Raw genomic sequence first — 15,938 nt, forward strand, 5'->3', positions numbered from 1 at the left:
AAACGTCTTAATTTCAAAACACCTCAGGAAGTATTTTCTGAGTACCTTAATAATCCCTAGGGGTTGCATTAGTTTCTAGAATACGGGACCTATCTAAATAAAACATTATTTTGTTATACTTTAAGTATCTATGAACTGGATAATTCTTACTATAATAGCTATAACCGCAAGGGCAACTTATAGCTTGGGCACAAGACTCTTGAGTCGCGATGTTAAGGTTTCCCCAATTACCCAGTCCTTCTTACTGACTTTAGCTTCGGGGTTTCTTGTACTATTATTTAACCCTTTAATTGGAGGTTTAGATTTTAGTGGTGTTAGGAGTAACTTATTAACACTAGGACTGATCGTTATTACATCTGTAGCTGGAAATATTATATATTTTGTTGGTCAGAAAAAACTGGATGCAGGTATTACACAGATCGCTTTTTCTTCAATTTTAATCTGGGGAGGTATTCTTTCAGTGCTATTCTTAAATAGTAGTTTTTCTGCGCAACAAATTATTGGAATTCTTATTCTGCTTGCTGCAATTATTTTAGTTCAGTACAAAAAAGGCGGGGTATCTATAAGTCCAAGTGTTATATACATTATTGTATCCGCCATATTATTTGCGGTATTTCAGGTAGGGAGTGCAAAGGTATCCACAACCATTAGCGCTGGTGCTTATCTTTTAATTACTTCTTTTGGTACAGCCATAACTATCTTAGTTATTTACTTTAATAAAATAAGTGAAGACTATTCTAAATTAGTACCTCAGCTTAAAAACACTTTTTCTAAAACATTATTTGCCAGTGGAACCAGCTCTTTATATATGGTGTTTTCATTTATGGCATATAAGGTTGCCCCAGATAAGGGAGTAGTTGTTGTGTTGCTTACTTCTCAAGTTATACTATCTGTTATTTTTGGGATAATCTTTCTTAAAGAAAAGGATAATATTAGCAAGAAGGTATTAGCTGGTATTTTGGCTTTTATAGCTGGAATATTCATAAAGTCTTAATTTCCCCAAGTGGCTGAAAGTAACGCAGCTTTACAAGCCTATAGTAGTTCTACTATAATACATATCACATGAGTAAAAGTGAAGCTATCGGTCCAGGTGAATTAGTGTTTGTAGAGTACCCTCACGAGGCTGTTGTTGGTACTGTTTTAAGGCTAGAATCCACCCTAGCTGATTGTTACCTAGATCTTGCAAAAAAAGTAGAGAGAATCTGGGGTTCAGGTGCTCCCAGTGGAGTTCTCATTCCTGAGCATCCACTTCTAACTTGGGATGAACAAGTTATGCTTGCGCAGGCAAGAGATACAGCACCTCAAGGTGCAGATTCAAAAATTGTTGAGGAAAAGAGCTTGAGTTCGCGCGCTATAAATTTATTTGTCGAATATAATCAAAAACTCTGTCTACATATTGCAATGGAGTATACGAATACTAATTACGCAGAGCTAGCCGATAATCACGAAGAAGGAATTCTTGGATTATATGATGCAGCAAAAAAGTTTGAACCAAGACAAGGTGTTCCCTTTAGTCATTACTCTGCAATCTGGATACGTCGTGCAATTAGTAGGAGAAATGGGGTCAGCCACCATTTTTAGATAAAATATTCAGACAGTAAATCAAAGGGTAGGCCGTTAAGGTGCTCTTCGGACTGCTTGACAGTAACATAATAATCTACTACACTGCTTTAGCAGACACATGTCCAATACAAGCAGAAAATTCCCAATAAGCATCAGTAGCATCTCAGTTGTTCTCCTCATTGGAGCTACATTTGTGATAGGAATTCTGTGGCAGAAGGTTCAAAATCTCGAAAATACAACAACAACTGTTGCTGGCGCAGCGGAGAAAACAGCCCTAGCTCAACCACAAGCAGTGCCTCAAGCAGGTGAAGTGGACCCAATAACCCCAGAAGATCATATCAATGGAAACAGTGAGGCAAAAATTGCACTCATCGAGTACTCTGATCTTGAGTGTCCATTTTGCAAGCTTTTTCACAGCACAGCAAGTGGTTGATGAATATCCAGATGATGTAATGTGGGTATATCGTCACTTCCCATTAACACAGATCCATTCCAAAGCACCCAAAGAAGCAGAGGCTGTAGAGTGTGCAAATGAACTGGCCGGAAATGAAGGATTCTGGGCTCTGACAAATAAAATATTTGAAACAACTCCCGCCAACAACGGGCTTAATTTAGACGATCTTCCAAAACTTGCCGCCGAAGTTGGAATAGATAAAAATGCTTTTAAGAAATGTCTTGATAGTGGTAAATATGCTGATCATATAGAAGCTGATTATCAATCGGGTGTAAGAGCTGGAGTAAGTGGAACTCCTGGGAATATTCTTCTCAATATAAAAACAGGTGAGACTCAGCTTATACCTGGGGCCGTACCGTTCCCTCAGCTACAGCAAGCCATAGACTCAATGCTTAATGAATAATGGTTCCTCTTACGATATTTAATCTAACTATTGCATTTGTAGCAGGCTTTCTTACGTTTTTTGCTGGCTGCCTTGCTCCAATCGCTCCTGTGTATATAGGTTTTCTTGCTGGTAGTGCGCCAAAAGGACTTGATCCAAAGTATAAGAAACTATTCACTCAGAATGCATTGATCTTCACAGCGGGTTTCCTTACTGTTTTTCTTATTCTTGGCATGACAGTAAATACATTTGCACGAAGTCTGGCAATATACCGACCCATTCTAGAAAAAATATCTGGGATATTACTCATAATTTTTGGCGTACTAATTTTTATCGGTCAATTTTCAGTAATATCATCATTTTTATTGCAGCGATTAGGAACATCAACTGGCATACTTGAATTAAAGCAATAATATAAGGAGGTGAAATAAATATGAACATAGATTATCCAAAAGAATGGAACGAGCTAACAAAAAAAGAGCGAAGAATAAAAATAAAGGAGCTTGAACAACAGAAAAAGCTAAGTAGTAAGCGAAATAAGAAGATTCGCAACTTTCTGGTGATCACGCTAATAGTTGGAGCACTTCTCACAGCATACATATACTCTAAACGGCAAACTCCTCAAGAGGTCGCACTCAAACAAGAGATTGACTCAGTTTCCCTAGAAGGCAAAGTAGAAGACTTTTCTATTGAAGGAAGGAGTCATGTGAGTTCAGGAACTGATGTGAGTTATAAAACAAATCCTCCTACATCTGGAGATCATTTAGCTCAAGCAGAAAACTGGGGAACATATAGTAAAGAAATAGACGATAAAGCTGGAGTACATGGGCTCGAGCATGGAGGAGTCTGGATTTCCTATAAAGATATAAGCAAGGAAGACATAAAAGTTTTGGAAGGTATTGGTAAAGAAAATTCATTAAGTGTAATCGTCTCGCCAAGATCAGCCAATGATGTACCTATTGCAGTTGTATCGTGGGGAAGAATGATGAAGTTAGAAAGTGTAGATAAAGCGGTTATTCAAAAATACATAGACACTTATAAGAATGATTCACCAGAGAAGTTAGCAAGGTGAGATGTCGATGAGCATGCATACCCGATGAGTGCGTGTGGTATAACTATAATATGAAAGGCAATATAATAATCACCGGCTTACTAATTATTTTAGGATTATTTTTTGTAATACTTCAACCAGTCTACGCGCAACTAGGTTCAATGATGAATGATGAAAAACATGGTGAATCTATCGAAGTTGTTCTTAGCCAACTGCTTTCTCAAAAACAGGTTAGCACTATTCAAGAGCTGGATTGCAAGCTGATAAGCTCTAATGATTTTGAGCGCCTAGGCGATGCAGTAATGGAGCAGCAACACCCCGGTCAAGCTCACGAGGTAATGGATCAAATGATGGGGGGCGAGGGGTCAGAGTCTTTGAAACAAATGCACATTAATATGGGAAGTAATTACCTTGGCTGTAGTGGTAGCTCTACTATAGATATGATGGGAAAAGGCATGATGAATGGAGGTGGATTTTCTATGATGGGTTATGGAAGTAACATGATGAGCGGGTACAGTATTTTCGGAGGATTAACTTGGATAGTATTAATAACTTTTCTACTATCAGGTATCTATTTTTTCATAAAGCAGGCAAATAAAAAAAAAGTAGGGTAAATGGGGTCAGCCACCATTTTCAGCTAAGATATTCAGACATGAGAATTTTCTAAACAGCTCAAACCTCTGATATACTTAGTCCATGACATCAAATTTTTATAACAAAGTAGCAAGAAAATTCGGTAATTATCACACTGACGCGCGGTACACACAAGAGTACCCAGACAACAACCCAGAAGAAGTATTTAAGGAGAAATTGTTATCAGTAAGTGGCAAAGATAAATTGGCTTTAGACTTAGGATGTGCTGACGGAAGATTTACTTTATCGGTTGCCAAAAACTTCTCATACATTACAGCCATAGACACATCATCAGGAATGCTAGACGCTGCCCGTAAACTTCAGAAAGAAAAGGGCATTGCAAATGTAACATTTGAGGAGCAAGACGCTTTTAAAACTACATTTGACCATTCATCCTTTGACGTTATCTGGAGCAGGAGGGGACCAACGCCGTATGTCGAGAGCTTCAGATTACTCAAACCAGGGGGTTATTTTATTGAAATAGACATAGGAGAAAAAGACTGCCAAAGGATTAAGGAAGTGTTTGACAGAGGACAAGGATATGGCAAATGGAAAAACTCCAGACTAAAACAGATACAAAAACAAGCAACAGATATTGGCTTTACTGTTTCTTATGCTAAAGATTTTTTATATAACGAATACTACAAATCATATAATGATCTGGACCTGTTCCTTCAAGGAGTACCCATATTTGAGGACTTTGACTCAGAGAAAGACAAAGAATATTTAACAAGTTTCGTAAAACAAAACTCAATAGATAAAGGAATAAGAATGGAACGCCACAGAGTAGTTACAGTTCTACAAAAATATTAAAGGCAAGGCCTTTAATAAATTCTTCAGTGATATAATTTCTCCATGAGCCTATCAGTCGGAATAGTGGGACTGCCTAATGTTGGTAAGTCCACCTTGTTTAATGCGCTTCTAAAGCGTCAGGTGGCTCTGGCCGCTAACTATCCCTTTGCTACAGTTGAACCAAACGTGGGAGTTGTAGAGGTTCCCGATGAAAGATTAAGTCAGTTGGCAGAAACAGTTGCAATCGAAGCAGGATCCTTAAAACCAGAAGATCCACTACGTGAAACTCCAAGTTGGGATCCTTCTCTGTTACCTCCCATTGTTCCGGCTACTATTAAGTTTGTAGATATAGCCGGACTCGTCAAAGGTGCGGCAGAAGGTGAGGGATTAGGGAATCAGTTTCTGGCTCATATCAGGGAGGTTGATCTAATTTGTCATGTCTTGCGGGTATTTCCTGATCCAGATGTAGTTATAACAGGTTCACTTGAGCCCATTGATGATCTTGACACTGTCAGAACAGAGCTTATCTTAAAAGACTTAGAGTCTATATCTAAAGCAAAAAATTCCAAAAGCAAAATAGACAACATTAAAGAAAAGCAATTTCGTGAACAAACTATAGATAAAATCAAACAAGCGCTCGAGCAAGGGAAGATGGCAAATTCAGTTGAATTATTAGATTTGGAACAGGAGATCATAGGTCCACTTCAACTATTAACAAACAAGCCCGAAATTTATGCTTTGAACGTTTCCGAGGACCAACTATCTAGCATTAGCTTACCCTCGGGAATTAATCCAAAAGACACAGCCATTATTTCTGCAAGAATAGAAAGTGAGCTATCTAATCTCTCAAAAGAAGATCAGGACGCATACCTAAAAGAGCTAGGTTTTGAACTATCAGGAATAGAAAGAATGGCTAGTCTTGCTTACAGTAAACTAAATCTTATAAGCTTTTTAACAGCTGGAGTAAAAGAAGTTAGAGCATGGACAATTAAAAAGGGAACTAACGCTCAAGAATCAAGTGGAGTTATTCATACGGATTTCATAAAGCATTTCATAAAAGCAATCGTCATGAACTATAAAGACTACATTGAGACTGGCGGCTGGAAACAAGCCCGCGAGCTAGGAAAAGTTAGGCAGGAAGGCAAAGAATATATTGTCACTGATGGCGACGTAATTGAGTTCATGATAGGAAAGTAATATGGAGCTATTTATTATTCGCCATGGGGAAAGCATCGGCAACAACAAGCGTGGCTTCATGTCTGGGAAGTCAGATCTAGATGGGTTAAGTGAAAAAGGAAAGATTCAAGCTATACGTCTAGCCTGGGAACTTAGAAAAGTAAAATTTGATCGCATTATTTCGAGTCCCGTAACAAGAGCAAGAGAGACTGCTAATATAGTAGGCTTTGCCAATTCCGCCTCAGTTACAACCGATGTTGCATTTTCTGAGCTAGATCATGGCATATTTGAAGGGCACTTCTGGTGGGAAGAGGAAGTGGTAAATAAGATTCCCAAAAACTGGCGTGAGAATCACCGGGAAGACTGGACCACACCATATCCCGAAGGTGAGAGTATTAAGGATATGTGCGAGCGTGTCTGGAATGGACTTGAAGAGCTAATACAAACCATCAGTACTCATGAAAAAGTTGCAGTCGTGGCCCACCAGGCAGTTATTGCCGCAATATCTTACTGGGCAAAACAGGGGAGAGCTAAAACTTCTGGCAGAGAGGTCCTAGACTATATTCACACAAAACACTATCCCAACGCCTCTGCTTTTTCAATTTCCAAAAAAGCTGGTAAATACAAAATTCAAAATACGCTAGATAAATTTACCAGTGTTAACTCCTCAGTTGATAGTGTCCGCTTCTATACCAATCATATCTTCCATAAGAAAGTAGAGGACATAACAAATGTATCTACCGTATCTAGTAATAATGTCTATCAGTTAGATGGAGAGTCCTCAGCTGTAATAAAGATATTATCTGATCAAGAGTCGCTCACAGCAAGTAGGCTTATAAGACTATATAGCTATCTTGAAAAAAACAGCACCATCTCTGCACCTAAGATTCTTCATCAAGATCTATCAGGTTGCTTCTTCGGGCATGATGTAATTATTCAGGACTATGCTAATGGTAAAGATCAAAGCGCTTGTATTAAGAGCAAGCATAGTTCAAAACAACTCCTTCAAGACATATATACTAATATAACTAAACTTCACCAACTACCCTTAGAGCAAGTGCAGGATTTCTGGTATCCAGATGACTGGGAAGAAAAAGCTCACCCCAACTGGAAGTTATATATGCAAACGGAGATTAACCACACCATAACTTCACTATATAAAACAAATCTACCTATGAAATCTCTAGCTTACACTCTTAGGAATCTTAGCAAACTAGAAGAATACATAAATAGTGATAAATACGCTCTGGTTCCGCTCCATGGAGACCTAGTGCCCAAAAACATAATTGTGGATCACAATGGTGACTGTGAATTTATCCGTCTTGTAGACTTTGAAAGGGCTCGTATTGGAGATGCCCTCTGGGACTTAGTATATTACTATGGACATCTTCAGAGGTTAGATCTCAAGCTACAAGATGCATGGCAGGACTGTTTCTGGGGGAGTCTCTCAAAGGAACGTAAAGAAATCTTTGAGTTATTTCTTACTCTCTTCCATGCCTGGAGTGTGCGGGATATGGAAGAATATAAGGATGACACTAAACGAGGTAACCTAGGTTGCAAGTCTCTTAATATACTAAAACAGCTAGTATAGCTCTTATTTGACAACCAATTAATGTGTATTACAATATGCATTACTATGAGTGAGTATGAAATGAGGGAGGGAGATATCCTATTTACAGGTCTAGATACTGACGAAAGCGTCAGAGAAGCCGTTCCATATCTATACACTCTTACCCAGGAAGTTATACAAAATCAAAGAACCATAACTGCTGGAGAATCACGGCTTTCATCGAGTGAAAAAGTTACAGCTGAAGACGTTGAATATGCACTCGATATTACGCTATCTTTTCGAAGTTCTGAAAATTCAGCAACTGAAGCTAATTATGCTGGAATCGTCAATGCTACTAACTTTATTCTCTTTAATGAATACTATAATCCTGAACAAAAAAATCCTTATGATCCTGGGTCTGGATTGAAGGATGTATTTGAGGAAGAAGCTAGTCTAGAAGCTCAAAAAGTTGCAAAAGAATTATGGGCATACGAACAACGGGAGATTTTAAAGGAAAAGATAGAGCAACTCGTAGTTGGTTCAAAGGTTGAGCTAGGTGTCAGGGGTGGACTGGCAGCAGGGAAGACTACTTTTTTAGACACCATTGCAGCTAGTCTGAATCTTGCCGCTATCAATGGGGGACCACGAGGTAGCGAGCCTGAAGATGTTGAAGTCTGGTATCCAGATATAGAGACTCATAATCATTATAGATATAACAGAGCTAGCACTAGGGGAGAAGAAGCAACTCTCGGGAATGAACAGGTACAGCTATTTGCTAAAACTCCCAAAGGGTTAAGAAATGTGACGGTTCATAGCACCGGTGGGCATATTCGCGCAGATGATCTGCGAGGGGAAGAGCCTCAAGCTTGGGCATATTTTTTGGATTATGAATTAATGTCTCAGGTGTCTGAGCTAGGACAACAAGTAGATCTTGAGCAGGTATTATGTAACTGCGAGACCTTACGGGAAACAGCTTTAAGCTTGGTAGATAAATATAATGCACAGCATGCTGGAACTGCACCAACTGTAGGCGTGCTCAGCAAACTTCCAGTTGGAGTAGAGGTTATGGAAGTTTTGGATATGGTTAATCGTGCTTATAGGAAAATTTTAGAGATTGCCGAGACCATAGACACAACACATGACTGGGAGCTACTAGAACATAATTTTGTATTACCAGATTCAGTAGACATATATAAACTGACAGACGAATGGCTACCTATTCGTAACGATCACCCAAGCTACACTGGGAGTATGGAAGTTCTTAACAGGCTCATGGAGCTCGGTCTTAAACAGAAACCAGAAAGCGAAAACCTAGTTAAGCCAGTAAGATTTGGAGAAGGAGACGACGAAGCAACTGTGCATTATTTAGAAGTCTTACAGGATAACTCGTAACCAGATTATTGTATAGTACAATAAGAAACATGGATAAAATTACATTTGAAGATTTTGCAAAACTAGATATACGCATAGGCACCATTGTTGAGGCAGAGGCGGTTGAAGGAGCAGACAAAATACTAAAGCTGGTAGTGGATCTTGGAGATGAAAAACGAACTATTGCCGCAGGTATTGCAGAATTTTATACTCCCGAGGAGTTAATAGGAAAGCAAGTTCCAGTTCTAACAAACCTTGAACCAAGAACATTCAGGGGAGTAGAAAGCCAAGGAATGATTCTAGCAGCTGGTGATAAGGAACCTATATTACTTCATCCTGATAAAGTGATTGCCAACGGCACCAAGCTCCGCTAATATATAAAGATCCGATCTTTATATGTTAAAACTTTATCGTACTTACTAGCTGAATCCGCAGCAAGTCCAATATAACAACTAGTACAGTTAGGCTGATCACCTAATATACAAAGATCGCCACCATTTCAGAATATTTCATATTTTGTATTATAGTATGAAAATGCCTGCTAGCAATGCGCTGGACGGGAGATTGCCATAAACCTCAATTTGTGTTAACATTCCCACATGAATGAGTACGAATTAACGTTTGTTTTGGATCCAGTATTAAAGAAAAATGATAAGGATGAAATTCAAAGCAAAATTGAAGATTGGATTAAGTCACTTAAAGGGAAAATAACAAAGTTTGAAGATATGGGTATTCGCGAGCTTGCTTATGAGATAAATAAGAACAAACAGGCACTGTACATGTTTTTTACTATCACAGGTGAGGCAAACTTTGATAAAATAATCCAGAATAGGGTTAAAGAAGATAAGCGCATCTGGCGTTATCTATTAGTTAAAAAAATAAACAAAATTAAATAATATGGCATCATACTCAGTAAACAAAGTTATTCTCATAGGAAATCTTACACGTGATCCAGAGCTTAGATACACAGCTAAAGGCATACCTGTATGTTCATTTAGCATTGCCACAAGTAGAAATTGGACAACGCCCGATGGAGAAAGCCGTGAAGATACCGAGTTTCATAACGTAGTTGCCTGGGCTAAGCTGGCAGAAATCTGTGGTAATTTACTCCACAAGGGAAGAAAAGTTTATGCTAGTGGCAGACTTCAAACTAGAGATTGGCAACCAGAGGATGGTGTTAAGCGCTACAAGACAGAAATAGTTATTGATGAAATGATTGCCCTCGGAGCAAATACTGGCGGCCAGACAACTGAAGGTGGTAAGCCAGAAGAGTCGAAACCAGAAAAACCTTCTCCTGATAAAGATGAGGAAAAGGAACAAAAAAATAAAACAGAAGAAAATTCTAAACCGGGGAATGAAGTTATAAATCCCGACGATATACCTTTTTAGAATATGGCAAAAAAAAATAAAAAAGATACCAAAAGACGGCACGAAAAACCAGACTTTCCAAAGTTTAAGCTTGAGATGCCAGATTACAAAAAACCCGACTTTTTACGCAAGTTTATGACACAGCGAGGTAAGATCGTACCCGCAAGCCGTAGTAACGTTAGCGCAACTTTTCAGCGAAAACTCCGCCAAGAAATAATCAGAGCTAGACACCTAGGATACCTGCCATTTGTAGATAAATAATCAATAACTGATGCCCCAGTTAACAATCTCCATCTTGCCCGAACACATCCTTAAGGTCAAATTAGGAGATAAGCTTGAAGCTGGTGATATTATTGCAGAGGCGCAAATTTCAAAAAGTGCCAAGCTAAATATCTCCGAACTTTTGCATATTAAGCCAGACAAATTAGCTAATCACTTACTTGTTAAGGAAGGAAATGCAGTGCGGGCAGGTCAGCTAATTGCTCAAAAAAAGGGAGTATTTTCATCTACGACAATTAAGTCACCAGTATCTGGAGCTATTTCTCTTTCAAGTGAGTTAGGCTCTATCTTAATCCAACCACAAGACAAGTTATCTTCAACCATTTGTCCATGTACAGCAATTGTTGAAGAAGCTGATTCATCGAGTGTTATAATTAATTCTGACAAGTTAGTTATTGCTGGTAGTTTGGGAGCTGGTAGCGCGCTGGGCGAACTTAGAGAGCTAGGACCAGACGTAGATTTCTACGATGTAGACGATAAGTTTAGAGGAAAAATAGTCGTTACTACAAATCTTAAATCCGCTGTTTTGGCCAAAATGAAGGCATTGGGTGTGCAAGGTGTTATTGTGGATACAAGTATTAACAGCTCAGCCCTGCCTTTTGTTGTTGTTAACAAGATTAGCGACCTGACAGACTACATAGGCCAACAAGCCAAACTATATAATGAAGGTAATAACAACTATATATTAATAACATAATGGATAATAAAACAGCACTTCGCGGAATTCGTAACTTTGCAATGATCCTCACACTAATGGTAGTTTCTGCAACTGTGGGTTATGACATCGGACGCAGGAAAATTGGCGTATCAATAGCTCCTAGAAAAGCTCCTTTCATAATGATAGAGAATAAATATCCTCCCGAAAAACTGGATATTAGCTTCAATCTTTTTTGGGATGTCTGGGAAAGAATCAATCAGCAATATATTGATCGAGATGAAATAAATAAGCAGAACCTAGTTTATGGAGCTATTAAAGGCATGGTTTCAGCAGTAGGGGATCCTTACACCGTTTTTCTTCCACCAGACGATCAGCAGCGCTCCAAAGAGGATCTTGCCGGGAGTTTTGAGGGTATTGGTGCCCAACTAGGAATGAAAGAAGGACACATTATGGTCGTGGCTCCTCTAAAAGGCATGCCCGCTGAAAAGGCTGGTCTACTTTCGGGTGACTATATTATTGAAGTTGAAGCAGAGGATACAACAGGTTGGACGCTGCCCGAAGCAGTCAATAAGATTCGCGGAGAGGGTGGAACAATAGTAACTTTGACCATTGTTCGTGAGGGTGAAAATGAGTCTCTTAAAATTCCAATTACCCGTGGGACAATTAATGTTCCTTCGATTGAAACCCGGCTAATTACCGCAGACTGCTCGAGCTCAAAATCAAATGGGGGAGACTTCTGCGAAACAAAGACTGTAGAAGACTGTACAAACTGCGCGCAAATAGCCATACTCCAACTTTCTCGTTTTGGCGGTCACACTAATAGTGAGTGGCAAGAAGCGGTAGATCAAATTATTGGATTTAGAGAAAAAGCAGCAGTCGAAAAGAAGAATTTTAAGGGCATGATTCTAGATCTGAGAAATAACCCAGGTGGTTTCCTGCAAAGCGCTGTATTTATTAGCTCAGAATTTATTGAATCGGGCACAGTAGTTCAGCAAAAGGATGCAACTGGAACAGTGGAAAAATATGAGGTTGAGCGAGTCGGTAGGCTTTTGGATATCCCAGTGGTAGTTTTAATTAATGGAGGATCTGCTTCTGCCTCAGAGATTGTTGCTGGAGCCCTAAGAGATCATAAGCGCGCCACATTGGTGGGTGTTAAATCATTCGGTAAAGGGTCTGTTCAAGAAGCACAAGAACTAGCAGAAAACGCAGGACTTCACGTTACTATTGCAAAATGGTTAACACCCAATGGAGACTCAATTAATAAAAACGGTATTGACCCAGACGTGGTAGTTGAATATGACCGGGAAAATCTTGATCTTGACGAGCAATTTGCCAAAGCACTCGAGGTATTAGTAAAGTAGTTTACGTGATATAATTACAAATAATGAAGACACTTCTAGCTAGCTATCAAGTAATTATTAAAAAAGATACGAGAACTGGCACTAATAGCTCTGCTTATTCTTCTTATGTTCCAGAGCTTGGAATTGCAGCGGACGGCGACACTATAGAGGAGACGGTAAAAAATACAAAGCAAATTATTAAGTTTCACCTTGAATCTCTCATTGAGGAAGGGGAGTCAATTCCAGAAAATACAAATGAATCGTTTATTGTTGATGCACAGGTAACGCTTCAAGTAAACAAACCTGTTAGATATGCCTAAACTTCCTCAAATTAAACCCAGAAAACTTCTTAAAATATTACTAAAATTGGATTTTACTATAAAACGACAGAAAGGTTCTCATGTTCGTTTGCATGGACCCAAGAATGAACGTGTTACTCTAGCAATTCACAATAAACCATTGGCAAAAGGAACCCTTAATGCTATCTTGAAACAAGCAGAACTATCAGTGGAAGAATTAATTGGCTCGCTATAATGGGCTATTTAAATTTCCTTACAACCTGATCCAGGTCGCCAGCAACTATTTTTTCCAGATTCTGCCATTTCTTATTGATGCGGTGATCAGTCACTCTATTTTGCGGATAATTATACGTTCTTATTTTTTCAGATCGATCTCCCGTGCCTATGGCCGAGCGAGCCTGAGTTAAATCTGCTTGAGTTCTAGCTTGTTCTCTTTCCCAAAGTTTTGCACGAAGTAAATCTAGCGCTAGCTCTCTATTTTGCACTTGACTACGCTCTTGCTGAGAACTAGTAATAATCCCAGAAGGTTTATGAGTTACTCTAACTGCAGTACTTACTTTGTTTACATTTTGTCCACCAGCACCACCGCTCCGGAAAAAAGCCCACTCCAGCTCATCAGGTCGTATTAGTATCTCTTGCTCATCAATCTTGGGTAATACCACTACGCTAGCTGTGGAGGTGTGTATGCGACCATAACGCTCAGTCTGGGGCACTCTCTGTACTCTATGAACTCCAGATTCTTGCTTAAGTTTATTATATACATCTTTTCCTTTTATCTTTAAGATTAATTCACCTACCTGACTAACTTTCCAGTTCTTTATTTGGGAGTAACGCAAATACATGCGGAGTAGATCACCCGCCCAGATTTTGGCTTCGTCTCCACCAGCGCCTTGGCGTATTTCAACAATAACACTATTTGGATTAATATTCATAAACAATATTAATATTCATATGATACTACTTAATCGCATTAAGCATATCTTTTAAGGACTTAGGGGCTTTTCTTCGCTCTTCTTCGCGTTCTTTATCTCTTTGCTTTTTTTCTTCAACTTTTATTTTAAGACCCAAAGCCTGTTTTCTCTTTTTCTTAAATCTATCCACTCTACCCATCGCGTCAATGTACTTTAATTCACCTGTGTAGAATGGATGACATTTAGCACAGATATCTACCCGGATACTCTCCAAGATAGATCCAACTTTAAATGCATTTCCACAAGCACAAGAAACCTGGGCATCTGGATACCACTTAGGATGTATAGTCTTTTTCATAAGCCACTATTTTATCACGAAATTTTCTACAAGGATTGTTCTTGCGGAAATGTTCAGTAATCTTTTAAGTTAACAACTTTAACATTTTTTGTTTGTTTTTGGTGTTTAATATTATCAGTAACTAAAACAGCATTCAGGCTATAAGCTAGCGCCATAAAAGATGCGTCATAATAAGTAATATTTAACTCTTTGCCAATTCCGTACGCAATTTGTGCCAATTCCAAAGTTTCAAGCATATATTGAATTGGAAGACTATGTAGTACGCTCAGTGCTTCCTCTACTACAGTTTTAGGCAGTTTCTTACCCTTTAGCAGTGCGTTGGTTACCTCATATTTAGCCAATTCAGGTGCGTATAACCTAACTTTCTCTTTTTCAACTTCAAAAAGTAACTTATCTGCCTGGGTTAAATAGTCTTCATTATCAGCGGAAAGCCACTTCACAACTACAGAGGAGTCAACAATAATATTTCGAACAGACATCAGTGAGCTTCCCGATCTTGAACGATAAATTTAGCTAAATTTCCAGTTTTGCCAGTAAACTCTCTTACTCGACTAATACTACTTCTTAACAAGTTCCAGTTGACTTTAGAAGTGATCCTATGTGGTTCAATTAGAACTTTTGAGTCTGAAACAATAGAAATTGTCACAGCGACAGATTCTGAAATCCAATTTAGTGATTTCCGGATCTCTTCAGGTATTGTTAATTGTCCTCTACCTCTAATTATAGCGGTTATTTGCATATTATATTGTGAGGTTTTTTAGAGGTACTCGTTTCTACAAGGTTTGTCCTTGTATTTTTTTTACATTTGACAAATATATTTGTCTAATACATACTAGACACACATAAAAAATATGGATGAAGAACCTGTCAGCATTGATCAGTCAACAATCACGATTGCGAGAGATGATAAGTCTTGAACTGCCAAGGTCAAAGAATGTTGTGGTGTTTCGAGGGGAAGACGGAGTAACAGCAGTAGGTAGAATAGTACAGGCAATGAGCAGTGGAGAATATCCACTGGACCCACATGGTGGGGAATCTTTCATTTCTAAAGGAGGAGCAGAAAAAATGTTATATCTAGTTCCTAATCCCGCGCATGATTTTTATGGAGATAACCGTCAGGCATGGTTAGAGGAATTCTACAAGGGTAAAACAGGGGATGAAGATTTTTTCGACATGGCATACGATAAAACTGGTGAATTTGCTAGAATTAGATCATTTTATACCGCTATTACCCAGGGGGTATGTTAGCTGACCCAGCTACATTCAATGCTAGAGCAGGTACTATGTTTGAAGAGGCAATGAGAGGAGTAGATGAGTTTGTTGATTAAGCAGAATTAGTTGAAGGTTTTTATAAAAGAGTTAGGTTAGAAATAGAAGATAAATTAACTGGAAAGCCCAGTAATGATTTTGGACAAAGAATCAAACCATATGCGCTACCTTTTCTTTTGGAAAATATCGTCCCAGAGATAGCATCTAAACAAGTGCAAGATCATCTTGCAAGGGCTTATAGTGAAAGACTTGGAGTAATTATTGGTTTTAATGAGCAGATAATGAATCTATAGATTGTATTTCAGTAAGTCCTGGTTCATACGAACACAGAGTTCTAAGACAGTTAGGGCTTATAGCATAACAAGAACTCTGTAGTCCACCTCTCTCGCTAGATTTTTAGAAAGATTAGCTAGTCCTTCCTTTAATTTTCGCTGTACAACTTAAAATTGGGGATATTCTTAAAATGCTTTTTGTGCAAAAGTTTT

General features: G+C 38.7%; 24 protein-coding genes. 20 read left to right on the forward strand and 4 right to left on the reverse strand.

Annotation, left to right across the window (positions count from 1 at the left end):
- Positions 1–130 precede the first annotated feature (130 nt).
- The 19 genes from CO050_04365 (at position 131) to CO050_04455 (ending at position 13,150) form a co-directional block, all read left to right on the forward strand.
- Positions 131–994 carry a hypothetical protein gene (locus CO050_04365; GenBank protein PJC31066.1) on the forward strand — a complete coding sequence of 288 codons (864 nt, stop codon included), beginning with the start codon at positions 131–133 and terminating at the stop codon, positions 992–994.
- A 68-nt stretch (positions 995–1,062) separates the two neighbouring features.
- On the forward strand, positions 1,063–1,581 hold the full coding sequence (locus CO050_04370; protein PJC31067.1) for a hypothetical protein: 519 nt from the start codon (positions 1,063–1,065) through the stop codon (positions 1,579–1,581).
- Positions 1,582–1,681: 100 nt separating this feature from the next.
- The gene (locus CO050_04375; protein ID PJC31068.1) at positions 1,682–1,996 is read left to right on the forward strand and encodes a hypothetical protein; all 315 of its coding nucleotides are present in this window, start codon (positions 1,682–1,684) and stop codon (positions 1,994–1,996) included.
- Complete coding sequence (locus tag CO050_04380) at positions 1,905–2,420, forward strand: hypothetical protein (protein ID PJC31069.1); 516 nt, start codon at positions 1,905–1,907, stop codon at positions 2,418–2,420. The genes CO050_04375 and CO050_04380 overlap by 92 nt, the downstream gene beginning before the upstream one ends.
- Positions 2,420–2,812 (forward strand): hypothetical protein, encoded by a 393-nt coding sequence (locus CO050_04385; protein ID PJC31070.1) that lies wholly within the window; start codon positions 2,420–2,422, stop codon positions 2,810–2,812. The genes CO050_04380 and CO050_04385 overlap by 1 nt, the downstream gene beginning before the upstream one ends.
- A gap of 20 nt (positions 2,813–2,832) precedes the next feature.
- The gene (locus CO050_04390; protein ID PJC31071.1) at positions 2,833–3,471 is read left to right on the forward strand and encodes a hypothetical protein; all 639 of its coding nucleotides are present in this window, start codon (positions 2,833–2,835) and stop codon (positions 3,469–3,471) included.
- 50 nt (positions 3,472–3,521) lie between these two features.
- On the forward strand, positions 3,522–4,064 hold the full coding sequence (locus CO050_04395) for a hypothetical protein (GenBank protein PJC31072.1): 543 nt from the start codon (positions 3,522–3,524) through the stop codon (positions 4,062–4,064).
- Between the two features lie 82 nt (positions 4,065–4,146).
- On the forward strand, positions 4,147–4,896 hold the full coding sequence (locus CO050_04400) for a hypothetical protein (GenBank protein ID PJC31073.1): 750 nt from the start codon (positions 4,147–4,149) through the stop codon (positions 4,894–4,896).
- Between the two features lie 42 nt (positions 4,897–4,938).
- Entirely contained in the window at positions 4,939–6,072 is a 1,134-nt protein-coding gene (locus CO050_04405) for a redox-regulated ATPase YchF (GenBank protein ID PJC31074.1), read from the forward strand.
- Position 6,073: 1 nt separating this feature from the next.
- Entirely contained in the window at positions 6,074–7,642 is a 1,569-nt protein-coding gene (locus CO050_04410; GenBank protein PJC31075.1) for a hypothetical protein, read from the forward strand.
- Between the two features lie 45 nt (positions 7,643–7,687).
- A complete protein-coding gene (locus CO050_04415; GenBank protein ID PJC31076.1) occupies positions 7,688–8,992 on the forward strand; it encodes a hypothetical protein in 1,305 nt (434 codons plus the stop codon).
- A gap of 29 nt (positions 8,993–9,021) precedes the next feature.
- Positions 9,022–9,345 (forward strand): methionine--tRNA ligase subunit beta, encoded by a 324-nt coding sequence (metG, locus tag CO050_04420; GenBank protein PJC31077.1) that lies wholly within the window; start codon positions 9,022–9,024, stop codon positions 9,343–9,345.
- A 225-nt stretch (positions 9,346–9,570) separates the two neighbouring features.
- Positions 9,571–9,867, forward strand: coding sequence for a 30S ribosomal protein S6 (gene rpsF, locus CO050_04425; GenBank protein PJC31078.1), 297 nt, complete (start codon positions 9,571–9,573; stop codon positions 9,865–9,867).
- Position 9,868: 1 nt separating this feature from the next.
- Positions 9,869–10,360: a single-stranded DNA-binding protein gene (locus CO050_04430; protein PJC31079.1), complete on the forward strand. Its 492-nt coding sequence runs from the start codon at positions 9,869–9,871 to the stop codon at positions 10,358–10,360.
- A 3-nt stretch (positions 10,361–10,363) separates the two neighbouring features.
- Complete coding sequence (gene rpsR, locus CO050_04435; GenBank protein ID PJC31080.1) at positions 10,364–10,600, forward strand: 30S ribosomal protein S18; 237 nt, start codon at positions 10,364–10,366, stop codon at positions 10,598–10,600.
- Positions 10,601–10,610: 10 nt separating this feature from the next.
- Complete coding sequence (locus tag CO050_04440; GenBank protein PJC31081.1) at positions 10,611–11,315, forward strand: hypothetical protein; 705 nt, start codon at positions 10,611–10,613, stop codon at positions 11,313–11,315.
- Positions 11,315–12,637 (forward strand): hypothetical protein, encoded by a 1,323-nt coding sequence (locus tag CO050_04445; GenBank protein PJC31082.1) that lies wholly within the window; start codon positions 11,315–11,317, stop codon positions 12,635–12,637. Before CO050_04440 ends, CO050_04445 begins: the two co-directional genes overlap by 1 nt.
- Positions 12,638–12,660: 23 nt before the next feature.
- Positions 12,661–12,936, forward strand: a complete 276-nt coding sequence (locus tag CO050_04450; protein ID PJC31083.1) for a hypothetical protein — start codon at positions 12,661–12,663, stop codon at positions 12,934–12,936.
- Entirely contained in the window at positions 12,929–13,150 is a 222-nt protein-coding gene (locus CO050_04455) for a hypothetical protein (GenBank protein ID PJC31084.1), read from the forward strand. Before CO050_04450 ends, CO050_04455 begins: the two co-directional genes overlap by 8 nt.
- Positions 13,151–13,154: 4 nt before the next feature.
- Here the strand turns inward: CO050_04455 and CO050_04460 are convergent, their stop codons facing one another.
- Genes CO050_04460 through CO050_04475 form a run of 4 tightly spaced genes read right to left on the reverse strand, consistent with a single transcriptional unit; the run spans position 13,155 to position 14,923 of the window.
- A complete protein-coding gene (locus CO050_04460; protein PJC31085.1) occupies positions 13,155–13,847 on the reverse strand; it encodes a hypothetical protein in 693 nt (230 codons plus the stop codon).
- A gap of 25 nt (positions 13,848–13,872) precedes the next feature.
- On the reverse strand, positions 13,873–14,184 hold the full coding sequence (locus tag CO050_04465) for a 50S ribosomal protein L31 (GenBank protein PJC31086.1): 312 nt from the start codon (positions 14,182–14,184) through the stop codon (positions 13,873–13,875).
- Between the two features lie 53 nt (positions 14,185–14,237).
- Positions 14,238–14,663 (reverse strand): hypothetical protein, encoded by a 426-nt coding sequence (locus CO050_04470; protein PJC31087.1) that lies wholly within the window; start codon positions 14,661–14,663, stop codon positions 14,238–14,240.
- Entirely contained in the window at positions 14,663–14,923 is a 261-nt protein-coding gene (locus CO050_04475; GenBank protein PJC31088.1) for a hypothetical protein, read from the reverse strand. The genes CO050_04470 and CO050_04475 overlap by 1 nt, the downstream gene beginning before the upstream one ends.
- A gap of 116 nt (positions 14,924–15,039) precedes the next feature.
- Between CO050_04475 and CO050_04480 the strand changes: the two genes are divergently transcribed.
- Complete coding sequence (locus tag CO050_04480) at positions 15,040–15,432, forward strand: hypothetical protein (GenBank protein ID PJC31089.1); 393 nt, start codon at positions 15,040–15,042, stop codon at positions 15,430–15,432.
- Positions 15,433–15,938 lie beyond the last annotated feature (506 nt).

It is taken from the genome of Candidatus Roizmanbacteria bacterium CG_4_9_14_0_2_um_filter_38_17, from assembly GCA_002788855.1.
Taxonomy (GTDB): Bacteria; Patescibacteriota; Microgenomatia.

Coding starts and splice junctions, on each gene's coding strand:
- CO050_04365 (PJC31066.1), top strand. CDS start 131: ATGAACTGGATAATTCTTACTATAATAGCTATAACCGCAAGGGCAACT.
- CO050_04370 (PJC31067.1), top strand. CDS start 1,063: ATGAGTAAAAGTGAAGCTATCGGTCCAGGTGAATTAGTGTTTGTAGAG.
- CO050_04375 (PJC31068.1), top strand. CDS start 1,682: ATGTCCAATACAAGCAGAAAATTCCCAATAAGCATCAGTAGCATCTCA.
- CO050_04380 (PJC31069.1), top strand. CDS start 1,905: ATGGAAACAGTGAGGCAAAAATTGCACTCATCGAGTACTCTGATCTTG.
- CO050_04385 (PJC31070.1), top strand. CDS start 2,420: ATGGTTCCTCTTACGATATTTAATCTAACTATTGCATTTGTAGCAGGC.
- CO050_04390 (PJC31071.1), top strand. CDS start 2,833: ATGAACATAGATTATCCAAAAGAATGGAACGAGCTAACAAAAAAAGAG.
- CO050_04395 (PJC31072.1), top strand. CDS start 3,522: ATGAAAGGCAATATAATAATCACCGGCTTACTAATTATTTTAGGATTA.
- CO050_04400 (PJC31073.1), top strand. CDS start 4,147: ATGACATCAAATTTTTATAACAAAGTAGCAAGAAAATTCGGTAATTAT.
- CO050_04405 (PJC31074.1), top strand. CDS start 4,939: ATGAGCCTATCAGTCGGAATAGTGGGACTGCCTAATGTTGGTAAGTCC.
- CO050_04410 (PJC31075.1), top strand. CDS start 6,074: ATGGAGCTATTTATTATTCGCCATGGGGAAAGCATCGGCAACAACAAG.
- CO050_04415 (PJC31076.1), top strand. CDS start 7,688: ATGAGTGAGTATGAAATGAGGGAGGGAGATATCCTATTTACAGGTCTA.
- metG (PJC31077.1), top strand. CDS start 9,022: ATGGATAAAATTACATTTGAAGATTTTGCAAAACTAGATATACGCATA.
- rpsF (PJC31078.1), top strand. CDS start 9,571: ATGAATGAGTACGAATTAACGTTTGTTTTGGATCCAGTATTAAAGAAA.
- CO050_04430 (PJC31079.1), top strand. CDS start 9,869: ATGGCATCATACTCAGTAAACAAAGTTATTCTCATAGGAAATCTTACA.
- rpsR (PJC31080.1), top strand. CDS start 10,364: ATGGCAAAAAAAAATAAAAAAGATACCAAAAGACGGCACGAAAAACCA.
- CO050_04440 (PJC31081.1), top strand. CDS start 10,611: ATGCCCCAGTTAACAATCTCCATCTTGCCCGAACACATCCTTAAGGTC.
- CO050_04445 (PJC31082.1), top strand. CDS start 11,315: ATGGATAATAAAACAGCACTTCGCGGAATTCGTAACTTTGCAATGATC.
- CO050_04450 (PJC31083.1), top strand. CDS start 12,661: ATGAAGACACTTCTAGCTAGCTATCAAGTAATTATTAAAAAAGATACG.
- CO050_04455 (PJC31084.1), top strand. CDS start 12,929: ATGCCTAAACTTCCTCAAATTAAACCCAGAAAACTTCTTAAAATATTA.
- CO050_04460 (PJC31085.1), bottom strand. CDS start 13,847: ATGAATATTAATCCAAATAGTGTTATTGTTGAAATACGCCAAGGCGCT.
- CO050_04465 (PJC31086.1), bottom strand. CDS start 14,184: ATGAAAAAGACTATACATCCTAAGTGGTATCCAGATGCCCAGGTTTCT.
- CO050_04470 (PJC31087.1), bottom strand. CDS start 14,663: ATGTCTGTTCGAAATATTATTGTTGACTCCTCTGTAGTTGTGAAGTGG.
- CO050_04475 (PJC31088.1), bottom strand. CDS start 14,923: ATGCAAATAACCGCTATAATTAGAGGTAGAGGACAATTAACAATACCT.
- CO050_04480 (PJC31089.1), top strand. CDS start 15,040: ATGAAGAACCTGTCAGCATTGATCAGTCAACAATCACGATTGCGAGAG.